Here is a 23,256-nt window from a genome sequence, read left to right on the forward strand (position 1 = left end):
GGTATACATCCGTTGCTGCCAGTGCCGGGATACCATAGGTGCAAAGAAATTAGGGGTAGTAATCTATGAATAGCGTCGTCACTGCCAACTTGGTTGGTATCACCGGCATCGCCCGCCGCCTTGTGCAGGACGGTGCTTTGGATGAAGGCGCTGCGCGTACGGCGATGGATCAGGCCGCTACCGCTAAAGTGCCGTTGCCGCAGTGGTTCTCGGAGAAAAAGTTGGTCACTGCATCTCAGCTCGCCGCAGCCAATGCGGTTGAGTTCGGTATGCCGCTGATGGATGTGTCGGTGTTCGACGCCAGCCAGAACGCGGTCAAGCTGGTCAGCGAAGAGTTGCTCCAAAAGTACCAGGTGCTGCCGCTGTTCAAGCGCGGGAACCGGTTGTTCGTGGGGGTGAGCAACCCAACCCAGACCAGGGCGCTGGACGATATCAAGTTCCACACCAATCTGGTGGTGGAGCCAATCCTGGTCGATGAGGACCAGATCCGTCGTACCTTGGAGCAGTGGCAGGCGAGCAATGCGGCGCTCGGCTCGTCGCTCGGTGACGACGATGACGACATGGGGGATCTGGATGTCTCCTCCGGGGACGAGGACATGGGCGCCGGCGGGGATTCCGGGGTCGATGCCAAGGGCGACGACACGCCGGTGGTGAAGTTCGTCAACAAGGTACTGGTGGATGCGATCCGGCGGGGAGCCTCCGACATCCATTTCGAGCCCTATGAAGACGACTACCGGGTGCGGCTGCGGATCGACGGTTTGCTGAAGAACGTGGCCAAGGCACCGGTAAAGCTGAACCAGCGCATCGCGGCGCGCCTGAAGGTGATGTCGCAGCTGGATATCGCCGAGAAGCGGGTGCCGCAGGACGGGCGCATCAAGCTCAACCTGTCCAAGACCAAGCAGATCGACTTCCGCGTGAGCACCTTGCCGACGTTGTTCGGCGAAAAGGTGGTGCTGCGTATCCTGGACGGCAGCGCAGCCAAGCTGGGCATCGAGAAGCTGGGCTACGAGGCGGACCAGCAGAAGCTGTTCCTGGATGCGATCCACAAGCCGTACGGCATGGTGCTGGTGACCGGGCCGACCGGTTCGGGCAAGACGGTGTCGCTGTATACGGCGCTGGGCATCCTCAACGATGAGACGCGCAATATCTCCACGGCCGAGGATCCGGTCGAAATCCGCTTGCCTGGTGTCAATCAGGTGCAGCAGAACGTCAAGCGCGGTATGACGTTTGCTGCGGCGCTGCGCTCGTTCCTGCGCCAGGACCCGGACATCATCATGGTCGGCGAAATCCGCGACCTGGAGACGGCAGAGATTGCGATCAAGGCGGCGCAGACAGGTCACATGGTGCTGTCCACGCTGCACACCAACGACGCGCCGCAGACCATCGCGCGTTTGATGAACATGGGCATTGCGCCCTACAACATCACCTCGTCGGTGACGCTGGTCATTGCGCAGCGTCTGGCACGGCGGTTATGCAACAACTGCAAGCGCAAATCGACCTTGCCCGAGCATGCGTTGCTGGCGGAAGGGTTTACTGCAGAGCAGCTCGCTGCCGGTATCGAGCTATACGAAGCGGTCGGTTGCGACGAGTGCACGGAAGGCTACAAGGGCCGTACCGGTATCTATCAGGTAATGCCAATGACCGACGAGATCGGTGCGATCGTGCTGGAAGGCGGCAACGCGATGCAGATCGCCGAGGCGGCGCAGAAGATCGGCATTCGCGACCTGCGCCAGTCGGCACTGGTGAAGGCGGCGCATGGGGTGACGAGCCTGGCCGAGATCAATCGGGTGACGAAGGACTGAGCGCCGGGAATCGGGAATCGGGATTGGGGAATCGGAAAAGCCTGGGGCCTATACGTCCCAGGCTTTTTTGTTTGGACAACAGCGTCAAGGATTGCGGCGGGCCACCGCGAGGTAATGCATTAGCCAATCCACGGCGCTGTTTCCCGCAAGAACCATCGAAGCGGCGCCTGTGCTTTTACGATTCCCAATTCTCCAATCCCGACTCCCCGGCTCTTCTACTCCATCCCCAACTTCTTCAACTTGTAGCGCAACGCCCGAAACGTGATGCCCAGCTGCGCGGCAGTCTTGGTCTTGTTCCAGCGGTTTTCTTCCAGCGCCTTCTGGATCGCGGCGCGTTCCAGTTGCTCGATGTAGGAGGGCAGGGCGGCCGAGGCGGGGTCGATGTCGACCACGGCTTCGCGCGGTTCGACGGCGGCGCTGCCGGGGGTGGCGGCGAGGCGGTGGCCGCCGTGGGCGGGCAGGCGCAGGTCGGTGGCGCTGATCTGGTCGTCTTCGGCCAGGGCCAGCGCGCGTTCGAGGATGTTTTCCAGCTCGCGCACATTGCCCGGGAAGCCGTACTGGTCCAGCGCGTCGAGCGCGGACTGGGTCAGTAGCGGAATCGGGCGGCCGTGGCTGCGTGCCAGGCGCGCAATGATGGCCGCAGCCAGTTGTGGCAGGTCGCCGCTGCGTTCGCGCAGCGGGGGCACGCGCAGTTCGATGACGTTGATGCGGTAGTACAGGTCGTGGCGGAAGCGGCCGTCCGAGACCAGGTCGCCCAGGTCCTTGTGGGTGGCCGAGAGGATGCGCACGTCCACCAGCGACTCGCTGGAGGCGCCGACCGGGCGCACCGATTTTTCCTGGATCGCGCGCAGCAGTTTGACCTGCATCTGCAGCGGCAATTCGGCCACTTCGTCCAGAAACAGCGTGCCGCCATGCGCGGCCTGGAACAGGCCGGGCTTGTCGGCATGCGCGCCGGTGAAGCTGCCCTTCTTGTGGCCGAAGAACTCGCTTTCCATCAGTTCGGCGGGGATGGCGCCGCAGTTGACCGGCACGAATGGGCCGGCCGCGCGTGCGCCTTGCTCGTGGATGGTGCGCGCGACCAGCTCCTTGCCTACGCCGGATTCGCCGACGATGTAGACCGGCGCCTGGCTGCGCGCGACCTTGCCGATGGTGGCGCGCAGGCTTTCCATCGCACTGGAATCGCCGAGCAGGCGGCTGGCCTGTTCCGGCGGCGGCGGTGGCGGGGCGGGACGATCGCGGTTATTCAATTCCAGCGCGTGCTTGACCAGGCCACGCAGCACGCTGATGTCCACCGGCTTGCTGACGAAGTCGAAGGCGCCGGCCTTCAAGGCTTCCACCGCCAGGTCCATGCTGCCGAACGCGGTGATCATCGCCACCGGGGTCTGCGGATAGTGCTTGGCGATTTCGGTGACCAGTTCGATGCCATTGCCGTCTGGCAGGCGCATGTCGGTCAGGCACAGGTCGTAGGGATTGTTGGCCAGCAGCTCGCGCGCTTCGGCCAGGTTGGCGGCGGTGCTGATGCGCAGGCCCATCCGGCCCAGGGTGAGAACAAGCAGTTCGCGAATGTCACGCTCGTCATCGACAACCAGGGCACTTTTCGGTTCGTTCATGTGGCGCACGATAGCCCACGGCGATGACAGTCGACAATTGCCGGTCGAGTCCGGGCCTGACGATTCACGTGATCTGAAATGGTGCGCGGCGGGACGCACGATGCGCAGCGGCTGGCCGCAGACATACGATCGCCGCGCCGTTGCAGGCGGATGCGCCATTGGCTTGTCGCAGGCGTGACGCAACGGTCCCGCTCATTTCCCGAGCAGGCTATTGGGCCCCTGCAACAGGATCCGGAAACAGGCGCCGCCGCCCGGCACCGACACGTAGTCCAGTTGCGCCTGGTTGGCGCGGCACAGTTCCTGGGCGATATACAGGCCCAGCCCGGTGCCGTGTTCGGAGGTGGTATAGAACGGGCGGAACAGTTGTGCGGCCACCGTCTCCGGGATGCCGGGGCCGCGGTCGACCACGTCGATCACCGCCATGCGCTCCACGCGCTCCACGCGCAGCTTCACCCGCGCCGGTTCGTCCATGACCCGGCCGTACTTGAGCGCGTTGTGGACCAGCGCGGTCAGGATCTGGTGCAGATGCTTGGGGTCGACCAGGGCATGCACGGAAGCGCCTTGAATGCTCGCTTCCAGGATGTCGGTTTCCATCGACAGGGTCTGCCGGTACTCGACCACGAAGCGGCGCACGAACGCGGCCAGATCCAGGTTGTCCGGGTTGGCGCGTTCGCGCCGGGCTAGCGCGAGCACGCTTTCGACGATGCCATTGGTGCGCTGGCATTGCTGGTGGATGATCTGCAGCAGGCGGCGGTCGGCATCGCCGATGTCCGGGGATTCTTCCAGCAACTGCGAGGCGTAGCTGATCGCCGCCAGCGGGTTGCGGATCTCGTGCGCCAGGCTGGCCGAAAAGCGCCCCATCGCCGACAGCGTGAGCGATTCGGCGCGCCGCGACACTACGCTGGCATCGTCCAGGAACACCAGCACCAGGTCGCTGTCGGCGAGCAGGCGCACGAAGCGCGGCTGCACTTCCGGGCGGTCGGCGCCCAGTTGTAGCGGGGCTTCTTCCTGGCGCCAGCCGCTGCGCCAGCGCTGCAGGCGGCGCGACAGTTCGGGCGTGAGCGCGGCCAGCGACAGGTCGACCGGGGCGTTGCGCTGGTCGCCGTCGCCGAGCAGCGCCAGCGCCGCCTCGTTGGCCAGGGTGATGCGGCTGTGCGTATCGACCACCAGCACGCCGGTGCGCATGCGGCGGATGATCAGCTCGTTGATCTCGTAGAGATTGGCGACCTGCGCGCCGCGCTCCTCGGCCAGCACCTGATTGCGGCGCGCACGCGAGGCGATCTGTTCGCAGATGAAGGCCACCGCGACATAACTGGTGGCGAACATCGCCAGTTCGGCCACCGGGCGGGTGGCGCCGCCGCCTTCCAGCACCGTCCACAGGTATTCGAGCACGGTGGCGAAGCTGGCGAGCACGGCGATGCTCATGCCATAGCGCAGGCGCAGCAGGATCGAGGCGGCGGCGACATTGAACAGCAGCATCATCGCGATGCCGGCGCTGGCGCCGGGCAGCGCATGCGTGGCCAGGGTCGCGGCGAGGATGTCGGCGATCACCGCGCACAGCACGGTGGCGGTCAGGCGGCGCCCGTTGCGGCCCCAGAACAGCAGCGGGATGGCCATCGACAGGTAGCCGATCGCCACACCGGCCGCCAGGCGCGGGTAGCGCGGTTCCGGGATCGCGTCGGACAGGGGGCTGAACACCAGTGCGGCGATCAGCCCGGCCACCAGCACCCGGTACAGCGAAAAGAAGTACAGCTCGCGCTGCGGCGCGGACTGGATCCGGTCGATAAGCGATGGGCTGGATGGCAAACCGGTTCCCCGCTGGAGCAAGCCGCGAGTATAGGCAGGTGTACGGCCCGCGCAGCGCTTGCGCACAGTGGAGGGCCGGGCGCAAGCGCCGCCAACGGGGGGCACTCCGGCCGGCTTTTGCGCCGCACGGCGTGGTCGGCCACAATAGGCGGCCCGTTCGCGTCTCTTGACGTGCCGCCCTGGCGGTCTGCGTTGCACGCAGCGGTCGTTTCCTTTTCCCACGGTGACGCATGAATTTCCACGAATACCAGTCAAAACAGCTGCTTGCCGAGTACGGCATCCCCGTTCCGGCCGGCAAGGTCGCGGCGACCCCGGACGAAGCGGTTGAAGTCGCCAATTCCCTGGGCAAGGGCCCCTGGATGGTGAAGGCGCAGATCCACGCGGGCGGTCGCGGTAAGGCTGGCGGCGTCAAGTTCTGCAAGACCACCGACGACGTGAAGGCCGCAGCGGCCAAGATGCTCGGCACCAAGATGTCCACCTACCAGACCGCCGGCGTCGAGCTGCCGATCAACCTGGTGCTGGTGACCACCGCCGGCGAGATCGTCAAGGAGCTGTACCTGTCGATCCTGGTCGACCGCGGCACCAAGACCATCACCTACATCGCCTCCAGCGAGGGCGGCGTGGAGATCGAGCAGGTCGCCGCCAAAACGCCGGAGCTGATCCACTCGCTCAACGTCGATTTCGTCGAAGGCGTGCAGGGCTACCACGGCCGCGATTTCGGCTTCAAGCTCGGCCTGACCGCCAAGCAGGCCGGCCAGTTCGCCAGCATCATGGTGAACCTGTATCGCCTGTTCAACGAAAAGGACCTGGCGCTGGTTGAAATCAACCCGCTGGCGATCCTGGACGACGGCAACCTGTACGCGCTGGACGGCAAGTTCGACAGCGACGACAACGCCGCGTTCCGTCAGAAGCAGCTGATCGCCATGCGCGACAAGACGCAGGAAGACGAGACCGAAGTGACCGCGTCGGAGCTGGACATCAACTACGTCACCATGGACGGCAACATCGGTTGCATGGTCAACGGCGCCGGTCTGGCCATGGCCACCATGGACGTCATCAAGCTCAACGGCGGCGAGCCGGCGAACTTCCTGGACGTGGGCGGCGGCGCCAACAAGCAGCGCGTCATCGAGGCGTTCAAGCTGATCCTGTCCTCGGACAAGGTCGAAGGCATCTTCGTCAACATCTTCGGCGGCATCGTCCGCTGCGACATGATTGCCGAGGGCATCATCGCGGCGGTCAAGGAAGTGGGCGTCAAGGTTCCGGTCGTGGTGCGCCTGGAAGGCACCAATGTGGAAGAAGGCAAGCAGCTGCTGCGCGACAGCGGCATGGCCATCATCCCGGCCGACAACATCAACGACGGTGCCAAGAAGGTCGTCGAAGCTGTCAAGAACGCCGCCTGATTCACGACACCGAAGGAACTATCCATGTCCGTTTTGATTAACAAGAACACCAAGGTGATCGTGCAGGGCTTCACCGGCCAGCAGGGCACCTTCCACGCCACTCAGATGATCGAGTACGGCACCCAGGTCGTCGGCGGCGTGACGCCGGGCAAGGGCGGCACCACGCATATCGACCTGCCGGTGTTCAACACCGTGGCCGACGCCGTCAAGGCCACCGGCGCAGACGCGTCGGTGATCTACGTGCCGCCGCCGTACGCGGCCGATGCGATCCTGGAAGCGGCCGCGGCCGGCATCAAGGTCATCGTCTGCATCACCGAAGGCATCCCGGTGCTGGACATGCTGCGCGTCAAGAACGTGCTGACCCGCTCGCATCCGGACACCGTGCTGATCGGGCCGAACTGCCCCGGCGTGATCACCCCGGGCGAGTGCAAGATCGGCATCATGCCGGGCCACATCCACAAGCCGGGCAAGATCGGCATCGTGTCGCGTTCGGGCACGCTGACCTATGAAGCGGTCAAGCAGACCACCGAAGTGGGCCTGGGCCAGAGCACCTGCATCGGTATCGGCGGCGACCCGATCAACGGCCTGAACTTCGTCGACTGCCTCAAGCTGTTCAACGAAGACCCGCAGACCGAAGGCATCATCATGGTCGGCGAAATCGGTGGCGACGCCGAGGAAGCCGGTGCCGAGTACATCAAGCAGTTCGTGAAGAAGCCGGTGGTCGGTTTCATCGCCGGCGCGTCGGCTCCGGCCGGCAAGCGCATGGGCCACGCCGGTGCGATCGCATCGGGCGGCAAGGGCACCGCCGAAGGCAAGTTCGCGGCGATGGAAGCCGCTGGCGTCAAGACCGTCCGTTCGCCGGGCGATCTGGGTGCGGCGATCGCTGCGCTGGTGAAGTAAGCAGGTCGCGCGCAGGCGCGGGATGTGAGAGGCCGCCTTCGGGCGGCCTTTTTTGTGGGCGTTTGGAAACATCCCCTCATCCGCCCTTCGGGCACCTTCTCCCGCAGGCGGGAGAAGGGAGCAACAGCAACAGCAAGAACAACAGCAACAGCAACAGCAACAGCAACAGCAACAGCAGGAGCAACAGCAGGAGCAACAGCAGGAGCAGCAGCAAGAGCAAGAGCAAGAGCAAGAGCAAGAGCAAGAGCAGGAGCCCGGTCATGTTCTCAAGCACGTCGGGTTGGTCGTTCCTCGCCAGATCGACGGAGCACACCACGGTCATTGAACTCCCGCTGCCCAACCCCCGCAGGACGCGACATCCCCTCTCCCGCCTGCGGGAGAGGGGCCAGGGGTGAGGGCGCTTCCCGCGCGGCGATTCCCGACACCAAAGCGCCATCAGCACCGATAGCGCCACCAGGGCGGCACAAGCACCGTAGCCATCTCTCCTGCCGAGAATGTCGATGCGCCACGCCGCCAAGACCGGATTCGCCAAGCACCTGCGTCGTGAGATGACAGCAGCCGAGCGCGCGCTTTGGTATCGGTTGCGCGATCGACGTCTGCTCGGCTTCAAATTCCGGCGTCAGTTCCCCATCGGGCCCTATATCGTCGATTTCGTCTGCCTTGCCCGGGCGTTGATCGTCGAAATCGACGGTAGCCAGCACCTGCTGCCGGGCGCGGATGCCACGCGCGATGCTTTCCTGCACCGCGAGGGCTTCCAGGTGCTGCGCTTCTGGAATAATGCGGTTCTGGCGAGTGGCGACGACGTCTGCGACATGATCGCGCGAGGTCTGCTTGCGGCTCGTTCTCCCTTCCCCGCTTCCGTGCTTCGGAAAATACACCCACAAGGCCGTTGACATGTCCCAGACCCTCCGCATCGCCATGGCGCAGTTCGATTTCCCGGTCGGTGCGGTGGCGCAGAACACCGATCGCATCGTCGATTTCATCGCGGCCGCGCGCGACGAATTCGGCGCCGATATCGTGCTGTTCCCCGAGCTGGCGATCAGCGGCTATCCGCCGGAAGATCTGCTGTTGCGGCCGGGCTTTCTCGCCCATTGCGAGGAAGCGCTGGCGCGCATCGCCGCCAGCACGCGGGGGATCGTGGCGGTGGTCGGCTGGCCGCAGAGTGCCGGCAGCGTGGTCTACAACGCCGCCAGCGTGTTGCGCGACGGGCGTATCGAAGCAACGTATCGCAAGCGCGAATTGCCCAACTACGCGGTGTTCGACGAGCGCCGCTATTTCGACGTGGATCCGGATAGCGACAACTGCGTGGTCACGGTCAAGGGCGTGCAGGTGGGCGTGGTGATCTGCGAGGATCTGTGGTTTGCCGAGCCGCTGGCCAGGACCGTGCAGGCCGGCGCCGAGCTGGTGCTGGTGCCCAATGCCTCGCCGTACGAGCGCGGCAAGCACGCGCAGCGCGATGCCTTGCTGGCCGAGCGCACCCGCGAGAGCGGGGCGGCGATCGCCTATCTCAACGTGGTCGGCGGGCAGGACGCATTGGTGTTCGATGGTGCATCGGTGGTAGCAGATGGCGACGGCACCGTGCATCCGGCCGCTGCCGCCTTCGTCGATCAGTGGCTGGTGGTGGACTACGCCGCCGGCGAGCGCAGCTTCACCCCGGTGGTGTGGGTGGACGATGGCGACGAGAGCATGGACGCACTGGCCTGGCGCGCGGTGGTGCGCGGGCTGCAGGACTATTGCCGCAAGAACGGCTTCAGCAAGGTCTGGCTGGGCCTGTCCGGCGGCATCGATTCGGCGCTGGTGCTGGCGATGGCGGTCGATGCGCTGGGCGGCGACAACGTCACCGCGGTGCGGTTGCCGTCGCGCTACACCGCCAATCTGTCCAACGATCTGGCCGACGCGCAATGCCGCGCATTGGGCGTCAAGCTGGAAACCATCGCGATCGAGCCGGCGTTCGAAGGGCTGCTCGCCGCGCTGGGGCCGATGTTCGAAGGCACCCAGCCGGACATCACCGAAGAAAACCTGCAGTCGCGCAGCCGCGGGGTGATCCTGATGGCGCTGTCCAACAAGTTCGGCGGGCTGCTGCTGACCACCGGCAACAAGAGCGAGTACGCGGTGGGTTACGCCACCATCTACGGCGACATGTGCGGCGGCTATGCTCCGCTCAAGGACCTGTACAAGACCGAAGTGTTCGGCCTGGCCAAGTGGCGCAATACCGTGGGCGGGGCGCCGGTGATTCCGCCGGCCGTGATTTCGCGCCCGCCCTCGGCCGAGTTGCGCGACAACCAGACCGACCAGGATTCGCTGCCGCCGTACGATGTGCTGGACGGGATCCTGTATCGCTACGTCGACCAGGAACAGTCGCGCGACGACATCGTCGCGGCCGGCTACGCCGCCGATACGGTGGAACACGTGTTGCGGCTGGTGCGGCTCAACGAATGGAAGCGCCACCAGGCCGCGCCCGGGCCGAAGGTGTCGCGGCGCGCATTCGGTCGCGAGCGGCGTTACCCGATCACCAATGGGTACTCCGGGCAGTAGCCCGAATGGCTATTCCGGTCGGTACCCCGGCAGACCGGCCAACGCTGCGGTGGCCGGTGCCTGGGCGAAGCGGGTGAGCAGGTCCAGGGTGGGCTTGGGACGCGTCAGGTCGTACATCAGGCCGAAATGGCCTTCGGCGCCCTGGATGGTGGCCTGGTCAAGCAATTCGTAGACGTTCACTTCGGACACCACGTCGGCGTAGTTGTCGCGCACGTTGCGTAACAATTGCGCCAGGCTGTCGTAGCAGCCGCGGTCGCCTTCCGCACCGCCGGTGGTGTTGCCGGTGTAGATCTCCGCACAGTTGAGCTCGTTGAAGAACACCGGTGTGTTGTAGGTCTGCGCGGCCGTGCGCAGCTGGCCAAGATACAACTCGGTCCAGTAGCCGGCATCCTGGTGGAAGGCGTAGTAGTGGAAGCTGATGTGGTCGAAGTCGAAGCCGGCCGCCTTGGCCTTGGCCAGGAACCACAGCGAGCCATTGCGATCGCCCGGGCAGCGCGCGCTGGCGCTGCGGTCGTCGCTGTTGCAGGCGGTGATGTTGATGGTGAAGCGCAGGCCGGCGCCCAGCTCGTTGGAGGCCTGGCGCATGCCCAGGTACATCGTGGTCATTGCCGCAATGCGGGCATCGGCCTCGGCGCGCACCAGATCCTGTTCGTTGCCGATCTCCCAGACCTTGATGTCGGCCGCATAGCGGCGTGCCAGCTGGTAGCCGATCTCGCGCGACATCGGGTAGACCATCGGGCGCAGCGTGATGCCGTATTTGCGCGCCAGCGGGACCAGCGCATCCAGCGTTGCGTAATCGCGCGGGTCCACATCGAAGCGGTAGCTGCGCAGATTGCGCGCGGCCAGCAGTTTGAAGCGGGCCTCGGCCTGGGCCATGGGATAGCCGGGGCGGTTGTCGTGGGCGTTGACGCCGTAGACGATGGGCGCCGCGGTGGCGGTCGTGGTCATGGCCGCCAGCAACAGGCTAAGCATGAGCGGGACGATGCAGCCAGACATGCGGCCTCCTGGGCGGGCGCCAGCGGGGAGTCGGATCTTCTTCGAGGTGCAGTATAGGCAGCGCGCAGGCGCGGTTCGGTGACCTGGTGCCGGATCTGGCGACGTGCGCGCAACGGCCGCAGGCAGGCGCGCTCGGGCGGTGCGAGGTAGCGTGGGACGCGGGCACGTAATGCTGGATCGCCGATCTGTCGCTCGATCGGACGTGGCCGTCCTCAGGCACCGCAAGCGCCTGCGGCAATCAGCCGCGCCGCCGCCTACAGGCGCGTTGCCGCATCCGCATTGCCGCAATGAAAAAGGGGCCTTGCGGCCCCTTCTCATCACACCGGCGGCTGATCTCTCAGTCGCGGCTCATCTGTGCATTGCGCTGACCGGTGGCGGCGGACTTCTCGCCGGCGAACGGGTTGAGCTTGCGGATGGCCCACGGGTACTTCGGCCAATTGCCGGTCAGCCACGGATGCTGCGGGCTGTTGAGCTCCAGCACGCGGCGGGCGTCGGCGGCCAGGGTCTTGTTACCCAGGTGGGTGTAGGCCTCGGCCAGCACCGCCACCGCGTCGTACTGGTAGGCGCTCTGCGGATAGGTCTCCAGCAGGTAGTTGGCGCGACCGGCCGCCGACACCCAGGCATTGCGGCGCAGGTAATACAGCGCGTTGTCCAGTTCGTGCTGGGCGAACACGTCACGCAGCTCGATCATGCGCTTGCGCGCATCCGGCGCATAGCGGCTGTTCGGGTAGCGGTCGGTGACGGTGTTGAAGTCGTTGTAGGCCTGCTGCGGCGAGGACAGATCGCGACGGCTCGGATCCAGCGACCACACGCGGCGCAGGAACACCGTGTCGCGGTTGCTGTTGGCCAGCCCGCGCAGGTAATACAGATAGGAGATATTGCGATGGGTCGGGTAGGTCCGGATGAAGCGGTCGACGCTGGACACGGTGTCGTCGTGCTTGCCGGCCTTGTACTGGGCGTAGGCGGTTTCGATCATCGCCTGTTCGGTGTACGGCCCGTACGGGTACTGGGCGATCAGGCGCTTGTAGCTGGCTTCGGCGCCGGCCCAGTTGCCTTTCTCCATCAGGCCGTGGCCCTTGCCGTAAAGCTGCTCGACGGGCATGCCTTCGTCGGGATTCTTGTCCTTGGCGCCGCGGTGGCAGCCGGTGACGACGAACGCCATGACCAGCAGGAGGGCAATCAGGCGCACAGGCGCGGAAAACATGGACCGTCGGATCATGGGTCTGGGCAGGACGCATCAGGAAAACGAGAGCGCGATGATAGCCTAGTGGCCTGTCCGGCGACTGACTCCCGCCGCCCGGACCCCCAAATTTCCGCTTTTGCCTGAGTGCCCGTGTCCATGTCCGACCCATCTGCCGAACCCCTCGACCCGTCCATTCGCCAGGCCATCGTGCCCGACAACGCCGCAGGGCGCCGTTTCGACGCGGTGCTCGCCGAGCTGTTCCCCGAATTCTCGCGCTCGCGCTTGTCGGAGTGGATCAAGTCCGGCGATGCGCTGCTGAACGGGGAAATGGCGCGCCCGCGCGACACCTTGCGCGGCGGCGAGAGCGTGCAGGTGCAGGTGGTGCTGGAAACCCAGACCCACGCCGCCCCGCAGGACATCCCGCTGAGCGTGTTGTACGAAGACGACCAGGTGCTGGTGATCGACAAGCCGGCCGGGCTGGTGGTGCACCCGGGCGCCGGCAATCCGGACGGCACCCTGGTCAACGCCTTGCTGTTCCGCGACCCGGCGTTGGCGGCGGTGCCGCGCGCCGGCGTGGTGCACCGGCTGGACAAGGACACCAGCGGGGTGATGGTGGTGGCGCGCACCGTGCAGGCGCAGACCGCGCTGGTGGAACAGCTGTCCGCACGCGATGTGCATCGCCAGTACCTGGCAGTGGTGGTGGGCGCGCTGGTCTCCGGCGGCACCGCCAATGCGCCGATCGACCGCCATCCGCGCGATCGCCTGAAGATGGCGGTGCGCGACGATGGCCGCGATGCGGTCACCCATTACCGCCTGCGCGAGCGTTTCCGCGCGCATACCGCGCTGGAGTGCCGGCTGGAAACCGGGCGCACCCATCAGATCCGCGTGCACATGGCGCATCTGAAATCGCCGATCGTCGGCGACCCGCTGTACGGCGGAGCGCTCAAGCTGCCCAAGGGCGCCAGCGACGAACTGGTGCATGAATTGCGCACCTTCAAGCGCCAGGCGCTGCATGCCGAAACCCTGGAGTTCCTGCACCCGGTCAGCGGCGAGCCGGTGCGCGCCAGCGCGCCGGTGCCGGCCGACCTGCAGCGTCTGATGACCGCGCTGCGTGAAGACAGTGCGCGCGCCGCCGAGCTGGCACGCCGCTGACATGGCTGCCGCCGCGCCCTTCGTGCTGCCGGCCGACTGGCCGGCGCCACCACGCATCCATGCGCTGACCACGCTGCGTTATGGCCTGGGCGGCTCGCAGGCACCGTTCGACACGCTCAACCTCGGCAACCGCAACAATGCCGAGGGCGACGCGCCGGAGCAGGTGGAATGCAACCGGGCGCTGCTGGTCGAGGCGCTGGCACTGCCCGGCAGCCCGCAGTGGCTGCGTCAGGTGCATGGCGTGGAAGTGCTGCGCGTTGATGCGCCCGCGCTTGCGCCCGGCGAGCGGGTGCGTGCCGCGGGCACTGTCGCGCCAGGTGCGCAGGAGCCGGTCGCCGACGCAGCGGTGACCGCTGTGCCCGGCATGGTGCTGGCCATCCTCACAGCCGACTGCCTGCCGGTCGTGCTCGCGGCCAGGGACGGCAGCGAAGTGGCCGCCGCGCATGCCGGGTGGCGCGGCCTGGCCGACGGCATGCTGGAGCGCAGCGTGGCGGCGATGCGCACGCCGCCGCAGCAGGTGATGGCATGGTTGGGGCCTGCAGCGGGGCCGCAGGTGTATGAAATCGGCCAGGACGTGTTCAACGCCTTCGTCGCGCACGATGCGCAGGCACACGCCGCGTTCGTTGCGACCCGCCCGGGGCATTGGCTGGTGGACTTGTATGCATTGGCGCGTCAGCGCCTGCAGCGTGCCGGTGTACCGGCCAGCGCCATTCACGGCGGCGGGCTATGCACCATTTCCGAGCCGCAACGCTTCTTCTCGCATCGTCGCGACCGCCGCAGCGGACGCATGGCCACGCTGGCCTGGATCGCGCCCTGACCACGCCGTTTCTGCTGGTGAATGAGCGCGGTACGTGGACCGACAGCGACGCGATCATGCGGGTGCTGGCCGGGTTGGGCGGCTTCTGGCGGCCGGCCACGGTATTGCGCACGATGCCGCGCAGCGTGCGCGACATCGGCTATCGCCTGATCGCCCGCAATCGCTACCGCTGGTGCGGTCGCACCGACCATTGCATGTTGCCGAGCCCGTAGCAGCGCGAGCGGTTTCTCGACTAGCGCCCGCTGCCCGGTGTAGGAGCGCACCCGGGCGCGATGCGGCGTTACCGGGAAAGCGTCATCGCGCCCGGGTGCGCTCCTACGACAGCGCGCCGATTTCTATGATGTCTGGCTGATCTGGAGTACCGGTCGGCTGTGTGTGCTGGATTTGGGGTGGCGGACAGGCATGCTCGCTTGGTGTAGGAGCGCACCTGGGCGCGATGTGGCATTACCGGGAAAGCGTCATCGCGCCCGGGTGCGCTCCTGCGATGATTCTGCGCTTTGGGTGACGGCAGCTTACGTCGCGGCGTTTCCGAAACTTGCGCGCACTACCTTCGGGTTGCCGCTGTGCGCAGGCTGCAGGCGGAAGATCGACACTGCATCGGCCAGCTCCACGGCCTGCTCTTCCAGGCTGCGTGCGGCGGCGGTGGCTTCTTCCACCAGCGCGGCGTTGCGTTGGGTGACTTCGTCCAGTTGCGCGACGGTGCGGTTGACCTGTTCGATGCCGCTGGATTGCTCGGCGCTGGCGGCGGTGATCTCGCTCATGATGTCGGTGACGTGTTTGACCGAGCCGACGATCTCGCGCATGGTGGCGCCGGCGCGATGCACCAGGCCCGAGCCCAGTTCGACCTTGCCGGAGGAGTCGGCGATCAGTGTCTTGATCTCCTTGGCCGCATCGGCCGAGCGCCGCGCCAGGGCACGCACTTCCGAGGCGACCACCGCGAAGCCGCGGCCCTGTTCGCCGGCGCGTGCGGCTTCCACCGCGGCGTTGAGCGCCAGGATATTGGTCTGGAAGGCGATGCCGTCGATGACGCCGATGATCTCGCCGATCTTGCGCGAGGCGGTGCTGATCTGATCCATGGTGGACACCACATCGTCCATCACCTGGCCGCCGGTCTGCGCGACTTCGCCGGTGCCCACCACCAGCCGATTGGCCTGCAGCGCGCTGTCGGCATTCTGCTTCACGGTGGAGGTGAGTTCCTCCATGGAGCTGGCGGTTTCTTCCAGATTGGCGGCCTGCTGCTCGGTGCGCTCGGACAGGTCGGTATTGCCGGCGGCGATTTCCACCGCCGCGCGGCGGATCGTGTCCGATGCAATCTGGATACCGCCGATGATCTCGGTCAGCCGGGCCACGGTCTGGTTGGTGTCGTCGCGCAGGCGCGCAAAGATGCCGTGCGCATCGCCGTCCACGCGCTGGGTGAGGTCGCCTTCGGCCAGGGCACCGATCACGCGCGCCAACGCGGCCAGGTGGATTTCCACCGAGTCGTAGATGCGGTTGATGCCCTGGGCCAGCGACAGCAGCACGCCGTCCATGCCGTCGATCTGCATGCGCCGGCTGAAATCGCCGGCCGCGGCGGCATCGATGATCTGGATCAGCGCCTGCTCGGCGTTGACCTGCGCGGTGACGTCCACCCACTGCGCGATGGTGCCCAGCCTGGCGCCGTCGGTGGCGATGATCGGGCTGTAGACGAAATCGATCTGGCGGCCGAAGAACGGCGCGCGCACCGCCTTGGAGGCGGTCAATGCGCGCATGCGGTCGATCGCGGCCTGGCTGTCGGGATAGATGTCGCCGATGCTGCCGCCGACGAAACCTTCGGCATGGAAGTCGGGGCGGAAGCTCTGCACATCCGGCTCGATCAGCTTGAGCATCGCGAGCAGTTTGCGGTTGGCGAACAGCACCTGGCCGTCGTCGTCGGCGATGCGGATCATGGTGTCCAGATCGTCCAGCGCCTTGATCACGAACTGGCCGTGGCGCAGGCCCTGTTCCATCACATCGATGCGGATGGCCAGCTTGTCCTGGGTTGCCTGCAGGGCGTGCAGCAACGGCGCGAGTTCGCCGGAGGCGTTGCGCAGATCCAGACGCTGGAAGCGCCCGTCACCGATGGCCGTCACCGTGCCGACGGCCTGTTGCAGTTGCGCGGCGTTGCGACGATGCGACCACCAGCACAGCCCGACACTTGCCGCGCCCAGCACCAGCAGCGCCGGCAGCAAACGGCCCAACCCAGCCCAGACACCGCCGGGCAGCAGCGTGGCGGCATAGAGCGTGAGCAGGGCCAGCAGCCCGATCTGTGCAGCGGCAGGCAGCCATGCGGCCGTGGTGGCGGGCGCAAGGTTCCGGCCGGAAGGCGGGCGGGAAATGGCGCTGGCATCGGGTGAGGGCGACATAGGCTAGTCCAACTGAGTGGTTCGGAATGGGGAGCGATGTCGTGCGCTGCATGGGCTGCTATGGGGTATCGGCGGCCGAACCCGAATCATGACGGCGTGAAATCACCGTTGGTCGGAATCTGTCGACCGGACCCCTGGAGAACCCGATGTAGTTGATTTGGAAGCGGTTCCAGTGCCTCCCGGTGCACCGTAGAACCGTGATCCGTAGCTGGACACCCTGCTCCAAATTGTAAATTCCACGTGAAATATCGGTGGGTGCCGTCAACACTTCGTAGACCTCGACTCCACGCGATCTGATCGCCTGCCTGTCGCCAAGACTGGCCGCAGCGCCATCAGCGCGACGCCACGAATACACATCGAGGCGCGGGAATCGGGAATGGAGAATCGGGAATCGGGAATCGGGAAATAGGAAATCGGGTGCCCTACAGACCCAGATCAGCGCAACGCCACGAATAGACATCGAAGAGCGGAATCGGGAATCGGGGACTCGGGCGGCTTACAGGGCCAGCCCAGCCCAAGCAGCGACAGAAAGACGCTTTTCCGATTCCCGATTCCCGATTCCCCAATCCCCCAAAAAAAAACCGGCCATCTCACGATGGCCGGTCTATCGATGCCGCACTAGTTGACGCTGCGCCGGCTTACTTCGCCGGCTTGGCGCCTGCGTCGTCCGGCAGCGCCCAGGCGATCACGCTGTCGCCCGACCTGGTTTCCATGCGGTCGTGTCCCCCCACGGCGGCCACGATGTACTGCTTGCCGTCGATGGTGTAGCTCAGCGGGGCGGCCTGCGGGCCGGCCGGCACGCGGGTCTCCCAGACCTGCTTGCCGGTGCGGGTGTCGAAGCCGCGCATGAAGTCGTCCAGGGTCGCGCCGATGAAGGTCACGCCACCGGCGGTGGCCAGCGAACCGCTGTTGTTGGGCGTGCCGATCTCGAACATGGTCTTGGACGGGATGCCCATCGGGCCCTGGTCGTAACCGGTGCCCAGCGGACGCCGCCAGATCACCTGCTGGGTGCGCAGGTCCACACCGGAGATGTAGCCCCACGGCGGTGCCACGCACGGCGTGTTGAGCGGCGACATCCACGGCTCCTTGCGGGCGCCGTAGGCCAGACCCTTCTGCGCCATGTAGCCGGGCGTCTTGCTCTTGCCGTCGAACACCGACACCACGCCCAGCTCATTCATCTTTTCGCGGGTGTAGACCTGCAGGGTGTAGGGCAGGCGATTGCTGTTCATCACCATGATGCCGCGCTGCAGATCGACCGAGACGCCGCCCCAGTTGATGCCGCCGTGGTTGCCGGTGAAGGCCAGCGAGCCTTGCAGGGTCGGCGGGGTGAACATGCCTTCGTAGCGCAGCTGCTTGAACTGGATGCGGCAGGCCAGCTGGTCGAACGGGGTCATGCCCCAGGCATCGGATTCGACGATGGTCTCGTACTCGCGGCTCGGTGCGCCCACGGTATTGGGCATGCCCGGCGAGATCGGCTGCGTGGCCGCGGTCCAGTCGCCGTGATCGGTGCCCTGCGGCACGGCGATCTGCTTGACCGGCATGAGCGGCGCACCGGTGGCACGATCCAGCACGAATACCTGGCCGGACTTGGTGGCCTGGATCACCGCAGGACGGGTAGCGCCGCCGGCGACCGGCCAGTCGACCAGGTTCGGTTGCGGGCCGATGTCGTAATCCCACAGGTCGTGGTTGACGGTGCGGAAGTGCCAGCGCTCCTTGCCGGTGGCCGCATCCACCGCAACCAGTGCCGCGGTGTATTCCTCATCCTGCGGGGTGCGGCCCTTGCCGAAGAAATCGCCCGAGGCGTTGCCGGTCGGCAGATAGACCAGGCCCAGCTCGTCGTCGGCGGACATCAGCGACCACGCGTTCGGGGTCGAACGGGTATAGGTCTGCCCGGCCGGCGGCTCGGTGGTGATCGTCGGGTTGCCCAGGTCCCAGGCCCAGCGCAGCTGGCCAGTGAGCGCATCGAAGCCGCGCACCACGCCGGACGGCGCATCGCCTTCCTGGCCGTCGCGGACCTGGCCGGTGGGCTGGATCACCACGCCGCGCATCACCACCGGTGGCGAGGTCGGGCCGACGAAGCCCGGCTTGGTGTTACCGGTGCCGGCATTGAGATCGACGAAGCCGTTGGTGCCGAAGCTGGTGCACAGCTTGCCGGTCTGCGCGTCCAGCGCGCCGAGGCGGCCGTCGACCATCGGCCAGAAGATCCGCGTCGGGCACTCGGCGGTGCCTTGCGGCGCCTGGTAGTACGACACGCCACGGCAGGTGGTGGCGGCAACGCCGGCCATCGCCTTCGGGTTGGTCTGCGGGTCGAAGCGCCAGCGCTCCTTGCCGTTGGCCGCTTCCACCGCGATCACCTTCTGGGTCGGGGTGCAGATGTAGAGCAGCTCGCCGACCTTGAGCGGGGTGTTCTGGAAGGCGTAGCCCAGCTTGGAACCGGCCGGCTTCAGATCGCCGGTATGGAATTCCCAGGCGACCTTCAGATTCTTGGCGTTCTCCGGGGTGATCTGCGCACCGGGGGTGTAATGGTTGGACAGGTTGGAGCCGGCGTACGAGGTCCAGTTGCTGGCATCGTGATTGGCCGCGACGTTGCCGTCCGGGCTGGGCACATTGTTGCGGCTGAACGGCGTTGCGTTCTCGGCCGGCAGCTTGGAGGCATCGGCCAGTTCGACATTGCGCGGCACCAGCAACGGCCACAGGATCAGCGTCGCGCCCAGGATCGGCAGCACGCCGGTCACCAGCACATAGCCCAGACCCGACAACGGCTGCATGCGGCGACGGGCCACGCCCCAGAACGGCAGCAGCACCAGACCCAGCACCGACATCCATGCCAGGCGCGGGACCAGACCCCAGCCATCCAGGCCCACTTCCCACAGCGCCCAGGCGATGGTGGCTGCCAGCGTGGCACCAAACAGCCACAGGCCGGCACGCCTGCCCAGTGCCAGCAACACGCCGGCCAGGAACAGGCCGATGCCCGCCAGCAGGTAATACCAGGAACCACCGACGGCGACCAGGCGGCCGCCCTCGTAGGCAAGCACCGCACCAAGCACGGCGATCACCACGGCATAGACCACCAGCAACCAGGTGCCTAGTCCACGTTTTGAGGATTGATCAGTCATTTTGAGATGTCAGGAAGGACCCAGGCACCGGCAGGCGGTGGCGAGTCGTGGAGGGAGAAAGATCACGGGCTGGCAAAGGGCGGCCCCGATCTAACAAAAACGTCCTACATCGAGAACGCCCGGATATGAACGCGCAGCCCCTCCCAGGGTCCTCAGCGCTACTCATCTGAATATTTTAGACCGCAACGACGCTCGTGTCCGTGACGGAATGAGAACCAGCGTTCCAGGCTGTGCATCTGGGGCGCTGGAATTGCTCAAATCCGACGTGCACACGTACCCTCATCCGCCCTTCGGGCACCTTCTCCCGGGGGGAGAAGGGAAGCGCTGCCGGTGCGCAGCGCGTCTGTGCTGATAGCGTGGTGCTGGCAGCTTGCCTTGCGAAAACCGGATTCAAATATCGGCCAGCGCCTGCAGATACCGCTGGCGCCAGTGGTTGATGTTGTTCTTGCGCAGATGATCCATCATCGCCCGCCAGCGCTCGATGCGGGTTGCCAACGGCATGCTTGCCGCGGTGGCGATCGCATCGGCCACGCCGTCGAGGTCGTGCGGATTGACCAGCAGCGCCTCCTTCATTTCGTCGGCTGCACCGGCCAGCAACGACAGCACCAAGACGCCCGGATTTTGCGGATCCTGCGCAGCCACAAATTCCTTGGCGACCAGATTCATGCCATCGCGCAGCGGCGTGACCAGGCCGACCGAGGCGGCGCGATAGAAACCGGTCAAGGTCGCATGGCTGAAATTCTGATTGACGTAGCGCAGCGGCGTCCAATCCGGCTCGGCATGCCCGCCGTTGATATGGCCTGCGATCTGCTCCAGTTGCCCGCGCAAGCGGCGATATTCGTTGACATCGCCGCGCGACACCGGCGCGATCTGCAGGTAGGTCAGGCTGCCGGATTGCTCCGGATAGCGCTCCAGATAGCGCTCGAACCCCTGGAAGCGTTCCGGCAGGCCCTTGGAATAATCCAGCCGGTCCACGCCGATCGCCAGTTGCCGGCCGCGCAGGCTTTCGCGCAGGTCGCGCACGGCCTGCTTGCCGACCGAGGCCTTGGCCTGGTTGGCGATCAACTCGGTATCGATCCCGATCGGGAACGCCGCGGCGCTGAAGCGACGTCCGCCCGGGCCCTCGACGATGTCGCCATCCAGAATGCGGCCGCCGCCGAACAGGCGCACATAGGCCTTGAAGCGTTCTGCATCGCGCTGGGTCTGGAAGCCGACCAGATCGTAGGCGTAGAACGTGCTGAACAGGCGCGCGTGATCGGGCATGGCCTGCATCAGGTCGGCCGAGGGCATCGGCACGTGCAGGAAGAAGCCCATCTTGCAGCCCACACCCAGCTCGCGCAGCATCGCGCCCAGTGGAATCATGTGGTAATCGTGGATCCACAAGGTGTCGCTGTCCTTCAACAACGGCGCCAGCTTTTCGGCGAACAGCCGATTGACGCGCATGTAGCCTTCGCGAGTGGCGCGGTCGTAATCGACCAGGTCCAGGCGGAAGTGCAGCAGCGGCCACAGCGTGCGATTGGCAAAGCCGTTGTAGTACGAATCGATGTCGCGCTTGTTGAGGTCCATGGTGACGAACTTGATGTCGCCTTCGGTCTGCTCGTGCATGCCGCCGCTGTCGCCGCGCACGGTCTTGCCGCTCCAGCCGAACCACACACCACCGCGCTCCTTGAGCGCGGCCAACAAGCCCACCGCCAGGCCGCCGGCCCGGTTTTCGCCGGGCACGGCAACGCGGTTGGATACCACCACCAAACGACTCATGACGCCTCCTGCCAGCTCCGCGACAAGCGCATCGCTGCAATGATCAAACCCACATGCGAATAGGTCTGGGGGAAATTCCCCCAGGCTTCGCCGTCTTCGAACGATAGATCCTCGGACAGCAAGCCGAGGTGATTGCGGCGCGAGAGGATGCGCTCGAACAATTCACGTGCCTCCTCCTTGCGGCCGATCGCGGCCAGCGCGTCGATGTACCAGAACGTGCAGATGGTGAAGCTGGTTTCCGGCTCACCGAAGTCATCCGGTGCGATATAGCGGTACAGCGCATCGCCATGCTTGAGCACGCGGCCGACGGCTTCGACCGTGCGCACGAAGCGGCTGTCGTCGTTGGCGACGATGCCGATATCGGCCAGCAGCAACAGCGATGCGTCCAGGCGATGACCGCCCAGCGTATCGGTGAAATGACCGTGTTCTTCGCTCCATGCTTCGCTCAGCACGCGTTCGCGGATGGTCTCGGCGCGCTCGCGCCAGTACACGCTGCGCTCGGGCAGCACCAGCCGATCGGCGATCTTGGACAGACGGTCGCAGGCGGCCCAGCACATCGCGGCGGTGTAGGTATGCACTTCGGCGCGGCCGCGAAATTCCCATAGCCCGGCATCGGGGACGTTGTGCAGCGCGAATGCGCGCTCGCCCAGCGGCTCCAGGCGGCGGAAGGTGTCCGCATCGCCCTGATCCTTCAGGCGCAGATCGAAGAACAGCTGGGTGGAGGCCAGCACCACGCTGCCATAGACATCGTGCTGCTTCTGGATCCAGGCCAGGTTGCCGCGCCGTACCGGGCCCATGCCGCGATAGCCGTCCATCGTCTCGACTTCGTGCTCTTCCAACTGCGATTCGAAACCGATGCCGTACAGCGGCTGCAGGGTGCCGTCGGCGGTGGCGATGTTGAAGATGTAGCCGATGAACTGCTCCATCGTGCGCGTGGCGCCCAATCGATTCAGCGCACGCACCACGAATGCGGCGTCGCGCAGCCAGCAATAGCGGTAATCCCAGTTGCGCGGGGTATTCGGCGCTTCCGGGATCGAGGTGGTCATCGCCGCGATGATGGCGCCGCTGTCTTCGTACTGGCACAGCTTGAGCGTGATTGCGCTGCGGATCACCGCTTCCTGCCAGTCGAGCGGAATCGACAGATAGCGCACCCATTCGCGCCAGTATTCCTCGGTGCGTTCCTGCGCTTCCTGCACGTAGCCGGTGAGCGAGCGGGTCAGCGATTCGTCCACCCCCAGCACCAGGTTGACCGGGTGGCTGAGTACGAACGGCAGGCCGTCGCGCACGAAGCGCACCGGCACATCGGTAGTCAGGCGCAGGGTGAATTCGGGCAGCACCCAGCGGATGTGATTGCTGCCCCAGGTGGTTTCCGGGCTGCGGCCACCCCAGTCGGCCAGCGGGCGGGCGCGCACGATGATGCGCGGGTTGCCGGCGAGCGGGCGGATCTGCCGGATGATGCTGACGGGCCGGTAGAAACGCCCGTTATTGCGCCAACGCGGCGCGAAGTCGATGACTTCCACTTCGCCGCCGTGGTGGTCGCGCAACACGGTGCGCAACACGGCGGTATTGGGCAGGTAGTGCTGCTCGCTGCTGGCGAAATCTTCCAGCTCCACGGCGAAGTCGCCGCCTTCGCCCTTGGGCGAGAGCAGCGAACAGAATGCCGGGTCGCCGTCGAAGGCCGGCAGGCAACTCCACACCACACGTGCCTGCCGATCGACCAACGCTCCAAAGCTGCAGTTGCCGATGACGCCCAGATCCAGGTTTGGCTCGGTCATGGAGTGCGAACGATCCTTTTGAAGG

The 23,256-nt window shown here is 65.8% G+C and carries 17 protein-coding genes; 8 read left to right on the plus strand and 9 right to left on the minus strand.

Going from position 1 to position 23,256, the window contains the following annotated elements; genetic code table 11:
- The first annotated feature begins 65 nt into the window (after positions 1–65).
- A complete protein-coding gene (gene pilB, locus XaplCFBP3123_RS09565; RefSeq protein WP_104533848.1) occupies positions 66–1,802 on the plus strand; it encodes a type IV-A pilus assembly ATPase PilB in 1,737 nt (578 codons plus the stop codon).
- 215 nt (positions 1,803–2,017) lie between these two features.
- On the opposite strand, the gene XaplCFBP3123_RS09570 is transcribed toward pilB, so the two are convergent.
- Both XaplCFBP3123_RS09570 and XaplCFBP3123_RS09575 read right to left on the minus strand, forming a co-directional pair.
- Complete coding sequence (locus XaplCFBP3123_RS09570; RefSeq protein WP_172453191.1) at positions 2,018–3,412, minus strand: sigma-54-dependent transcriptional regulator; 1,395 nt, start codon at positions 3,410–3,412, stop codon at positions 2,018–2,020.
- 192 nt (positions 3,413–3,604) lie between these two features.
- Positions 3,605–5,218 carry a sensor histidine kinase gene (locus tag XaplCFBP3123_RS09575; RefSeq protein ID WP_104533850.1) on the minus strand — a complete coding sequence of 538 codons (1,614 nt, stop codon included), beginning with the start codon at positions 5,216–5,218 and terminating at the stop codon, positions 3,605–3,607.
- Positions 5,219–5,448: 230 nt separating this feature from the next.
- On the opposite strand from XaplCFBP3123_RS09575, the gene sucC reads away from it, so the two are divergent.
- Complete coding sequence (gene sucC, locus XaplCFBP3123_RS09580; RefSeq protein ID WP_104533851.1) at positions 5,449–6,618, plus strand: ADP-forming succinate--CoA ligase subunit beta; 1,170 nt, start codon at positions 5,449–5,451, stop codon at positions 6,616–6,618.
- Between the two features lie 24 nt (positions 6,619–6,642).
- A complete protein-coding gene (sucD, locus tag XaplCFBP3123_RS09585; protein ID WP_047124757.1) occupies positions 6,643–7,518 on the plus strand; it encodes a succinate--CoA ligase subunit alpha in 876 nt (291 codons plus the stop codon).
- Positions 7,519–7,594: 76 nt separating this feature from the next.
- On the opposite strand, the gene XaplCFBP3123_RS09590 is transcribed toward sucD, so the two are convergent.
- Complete coding sequence (locus XaplCFBP3123_RS09590) at positions 7,595–7,840, minus strand: hypothetical protein (protein WP_104533852.1); 246 nt, start codon at positions 7,838–7,840, stop codon at positions 7,595–7,597.
- Between the two features lie 178 nt (positions 7,841–8,018).
- Between XaplCFBP3123_RS09590 and XaplCFBP3123_RS09595 the strand changes: the two genes are divergently transcribed.
- Together XaplCFBP3123_RS09595 and XaplCFBP3123_RS09600 are read left to right on the plus strand one after the other, a co-directional pair.
- Complete coding sequence (locus tag XaplCFBP3123_RS09595) at positions 8,019–8,411, plus strand: endonuclease domain-containing protein (RefSeq protein ID WP_026064065.1); 393 nt, start codon at positions 8,019–8,021, stop codon at positions 8,409–8,411.
- A gap of 1 nt (position 8,412) precedes the next feature.
- Entirely contained in the window at positions 8,413–10,053 is a 1,641-nt protein-coding gene (locus tag XaplCFBP3123_RS09600) for an NAD+ synthase (protein WP_104533853.1), read from the plus strand.
- Positions 10,054–10,062: 9 nt separating this feature from the next.
- Here XaplCFBP3123_RS09600 and XaplCFBP3123_RS09605 read toward each other — a convergent pair whose 3' ends face one another.
- Both XaplCFBP3123_RS09605 and XaplCFBP3123_RS09610 read right to left on the minus strand, forming a co-directional pair.
- Positions 10,063–11,049: a hypothetical protein gene (locus XaplCFBP3123_RS09605; RefSeq protein WP_104533854.1), complete on the minus strand. Its 987-nt coding sequence runs from the start codon at positions 11,047–11,049 to the stop codon at positions 10,063–10,065.
- Positions 11,050–11,386: 337 nt separating this feature from the next.
- Positions 11,387–12,268 (minus strand): outer membrane protein assembly factor BamD, encoded by an 882-nt coding sequence (locus XaplCFBP3123_RS09610; RefSeq protein ID WP_104533855.1) that lies wholly within the window; start codon positions 12,266–12,268, stop codon positions 11,387–11,389.
- 120 nt (positions 12,269–12,388) lie between these two features.
- Between XaplCFBP3123_RS09610 and rluD the strand changes: the two genes are divergently transcribed.
- The 3 genes from rluD to XaplCFBP3123_RS09625 are packed head-to-tail and all read left to right on the plus strand — an operon-like array spanning position 12,389 to position 14,413.
- On the plus strand, positions 12,389–13,384 hold the full coding sequence (gene rluD / locus XaplCFBP3123_RS09615) for a 23S rRNA pseudouridine(1911/1915/1917) synthase RluD (protein ID WP_016901271.1): 996 nt from the start codon (positions 12,389–12,391) through the stop codon (positions 13,382–13,384).
- A 1-nt stretch (position 13,385) separates the two neighbouring features.
- Entirely contained in the window at positions 13,386–14,201 is an 816-nt protein-coding gene (pgeF, locus tag XaplCFBP3123_RS09620) for a peptidoglycan editing factor PgeF (protein ID WP_104534231.1), read from the plus strand.
- Positions 14,111–14,413, plus strand: coding sequence for a thiol-disulfide oxidoreductase DCC family protein (locus XaplCFBP3123_RS09625; protein WP_104533856.1), 303 nt, complete (start codon positions 14,111–14,113; stop codon positions 14,411–14,413). Before pgeF ends, XaplCFBP3123_RS09625 begins: the two co-directional genes overlap by 91 nt.
- Before the next feature lie 300 nt (positions 14,414–14,713).
- Here XaplCFBP3123_RS09625 and XaplCFBP3123_RS09630 read toward each other — a convergent pair whose 3' ends face one another.
- The 4 genes from XaplCFBP3123_RS09630 to XaplCFBP3123_RS09645 form a co-directional block, all read right to left on the minus strand.
- Entirely contained in the window at positions 14,714–16,582 is a 1,869-nt protein-coding gene (locus tag XaplCFBP3123_RS09630; RefSeq protein WP_104533857.1) for a methyl-accepting chemotaxis protein, read from the minus strand.
- Positions 16,583–17,220: 638 nt separating this feature from the next.
- Entirely contained in the window at positions 17,221–19,659 is a 2,439-nt protein-coding gene (locus XaplCFBP3123_RS09635; RefSeq protein WP_172453221.1) for a membrane-bound PQQ-dependent dehydrogenase, glucose/quinate/shikimate family, read from the minus strand.
- Positions 19,660–20,088: 429 nt separating this feature from the next.
- Entirely contained in the window at positions 20,089–21,456 is a 1,368-nt protein-coding gene (gene otsA, locus XaplCFBP3123_RS09640) for an alpha,alpha-trehalose-phosphate synthase (UDP-forming) (RefSeq protein ID WP_104533859.1), read from the minus strand.
- A complete protein-coding gene (locus XaplCFBP3123_RS09645) occupies positions 21,453–23,231 on the minus strand; it encodes a glycoside hydrolase family 15 protein (protein WP_104533860.1) in 1,779 nt (592 codons plus the stop codon). The genes otsA and XaplCFBP3123_RS09645 overlap by 4 nt, the downstream gene beginning before the upstream one ends.
- Positions 23,232–23,256: the final 25 nt, after the last annotated feature.

Origin of the sequence: Xanthomonas arboricola pv. populi (assembly GCF_002939945.1) — a bacterium.
GTDB classification, from domain to species: domain Bacteria; phylum Pseudomonadota; class Gammaproteobacteria; order Xanthomonadales; family Xanthomonadaceae; genus Xanthomonas; species Xanthomonas arboricola_A.

Coding starts and splice junctions, on each gene's coding strand:
- pilB (WP_104533848.1), top strand. CDS start 66: ATGAATAGCGTCGTCACTGCCAACTTGGTTGGTATCACCGGCATCGCC.
- XaplCFBP3123_RS09570 (WP_172453191.1), bottom strand. CDS start 3,412: ATGAACGAACCGAAAAGTGCCCTGGTTGTCGATGACGAGCGTGACATT.
- sucC (WP_104533851.1), top strand. CDS start 5,449: ATGAATTTCCACGAATACCAGTCAAAACAGCTGCTTGCCGAGTACGGC.
- sucD (WP_047124757.1), top strand. CDS start 6,643: ATGTCCGTTTTGATTAACAAGAACACCAAGGTGATCGTGCAGGGCTTC.
- XaplCFBP3123_RS09590 (WP_104533852.1), bottom strand. CDS start 7,840: ATGACCGTGGTGTGCTCCGTCGATCTGGCGAGGAACGACCAACCCGAC.
- XaplCFBP3123_RS09595 (WP_026064065.1), top strand. CDS start 8,019: ATGCGCCACGCCGCCAAGACCGGATTCGCCAAGCACCTGCGTCGTGAG.
- XaplCFBP3123_RS09600 (WP_104533853.1), top strand. CDS start 8,413: ATGTCCCAGACCCTCCGCATCGCCATGGCGCAGTTCGATTTCCCGGTC.
- XaplCFBP3123_RS09605 (WP_104533854.1), bottom strand. CDS start 11,049: ATGTCTGGCTGCATCGTCCCGCTCATGCTTAGCCTGTTGCTGGCGGCC.
- XaplCFBP3123_RS09610 (WP_104533855.1), bottom strand. CDS start 12,268: ATGATCCGACGGTCCATGTTTTCCGCGCCTGTGCGCCTGATTGCCCTC.
- rluD (WP_016901271.1), top strand. CDS start 12,389: ATGTCCGACCCATCTGCCGAACCCCTCGACCCGTCCATTCGCCAGGCC.
- pgeF (WP_104534231.1), top strand. CDS start 13,386: ATGGCTGCCGCCGCGCCCTTCGTGCTGCCGGCCGACTGGCCGGCGCCA.
- XaplCFBP3123_RS09625 (WP_104533856.1), top strand. CDS start 14,111: ATGCACCATTTCCGAGCCGCAACGCTTCTTCTCGCATCGTCGCGACCG.
- XaplCFBP3123_RS09630 (WP_104533857.1), bottom strand. CDS start 16,582: ATGTCGCCCTCACCCGATGCCAGCGCCATTTCCCGCCCGCCTTCCGGC.
- otsA (WP_104533859.1), bottom strand. CDS start 21,456: ATGAGTCGTTTGGTGGTGGTATCCAACCGCGTTGCCGTGCCCGGCGAA.
- XaplCFBP3123_RS09645 (WP_104533860.1), bottom strand. CDS start 23,231: ATGACCGAGCCAAACCTGGATCTGGGCGTCATCGGCAACTGCAGCTTT.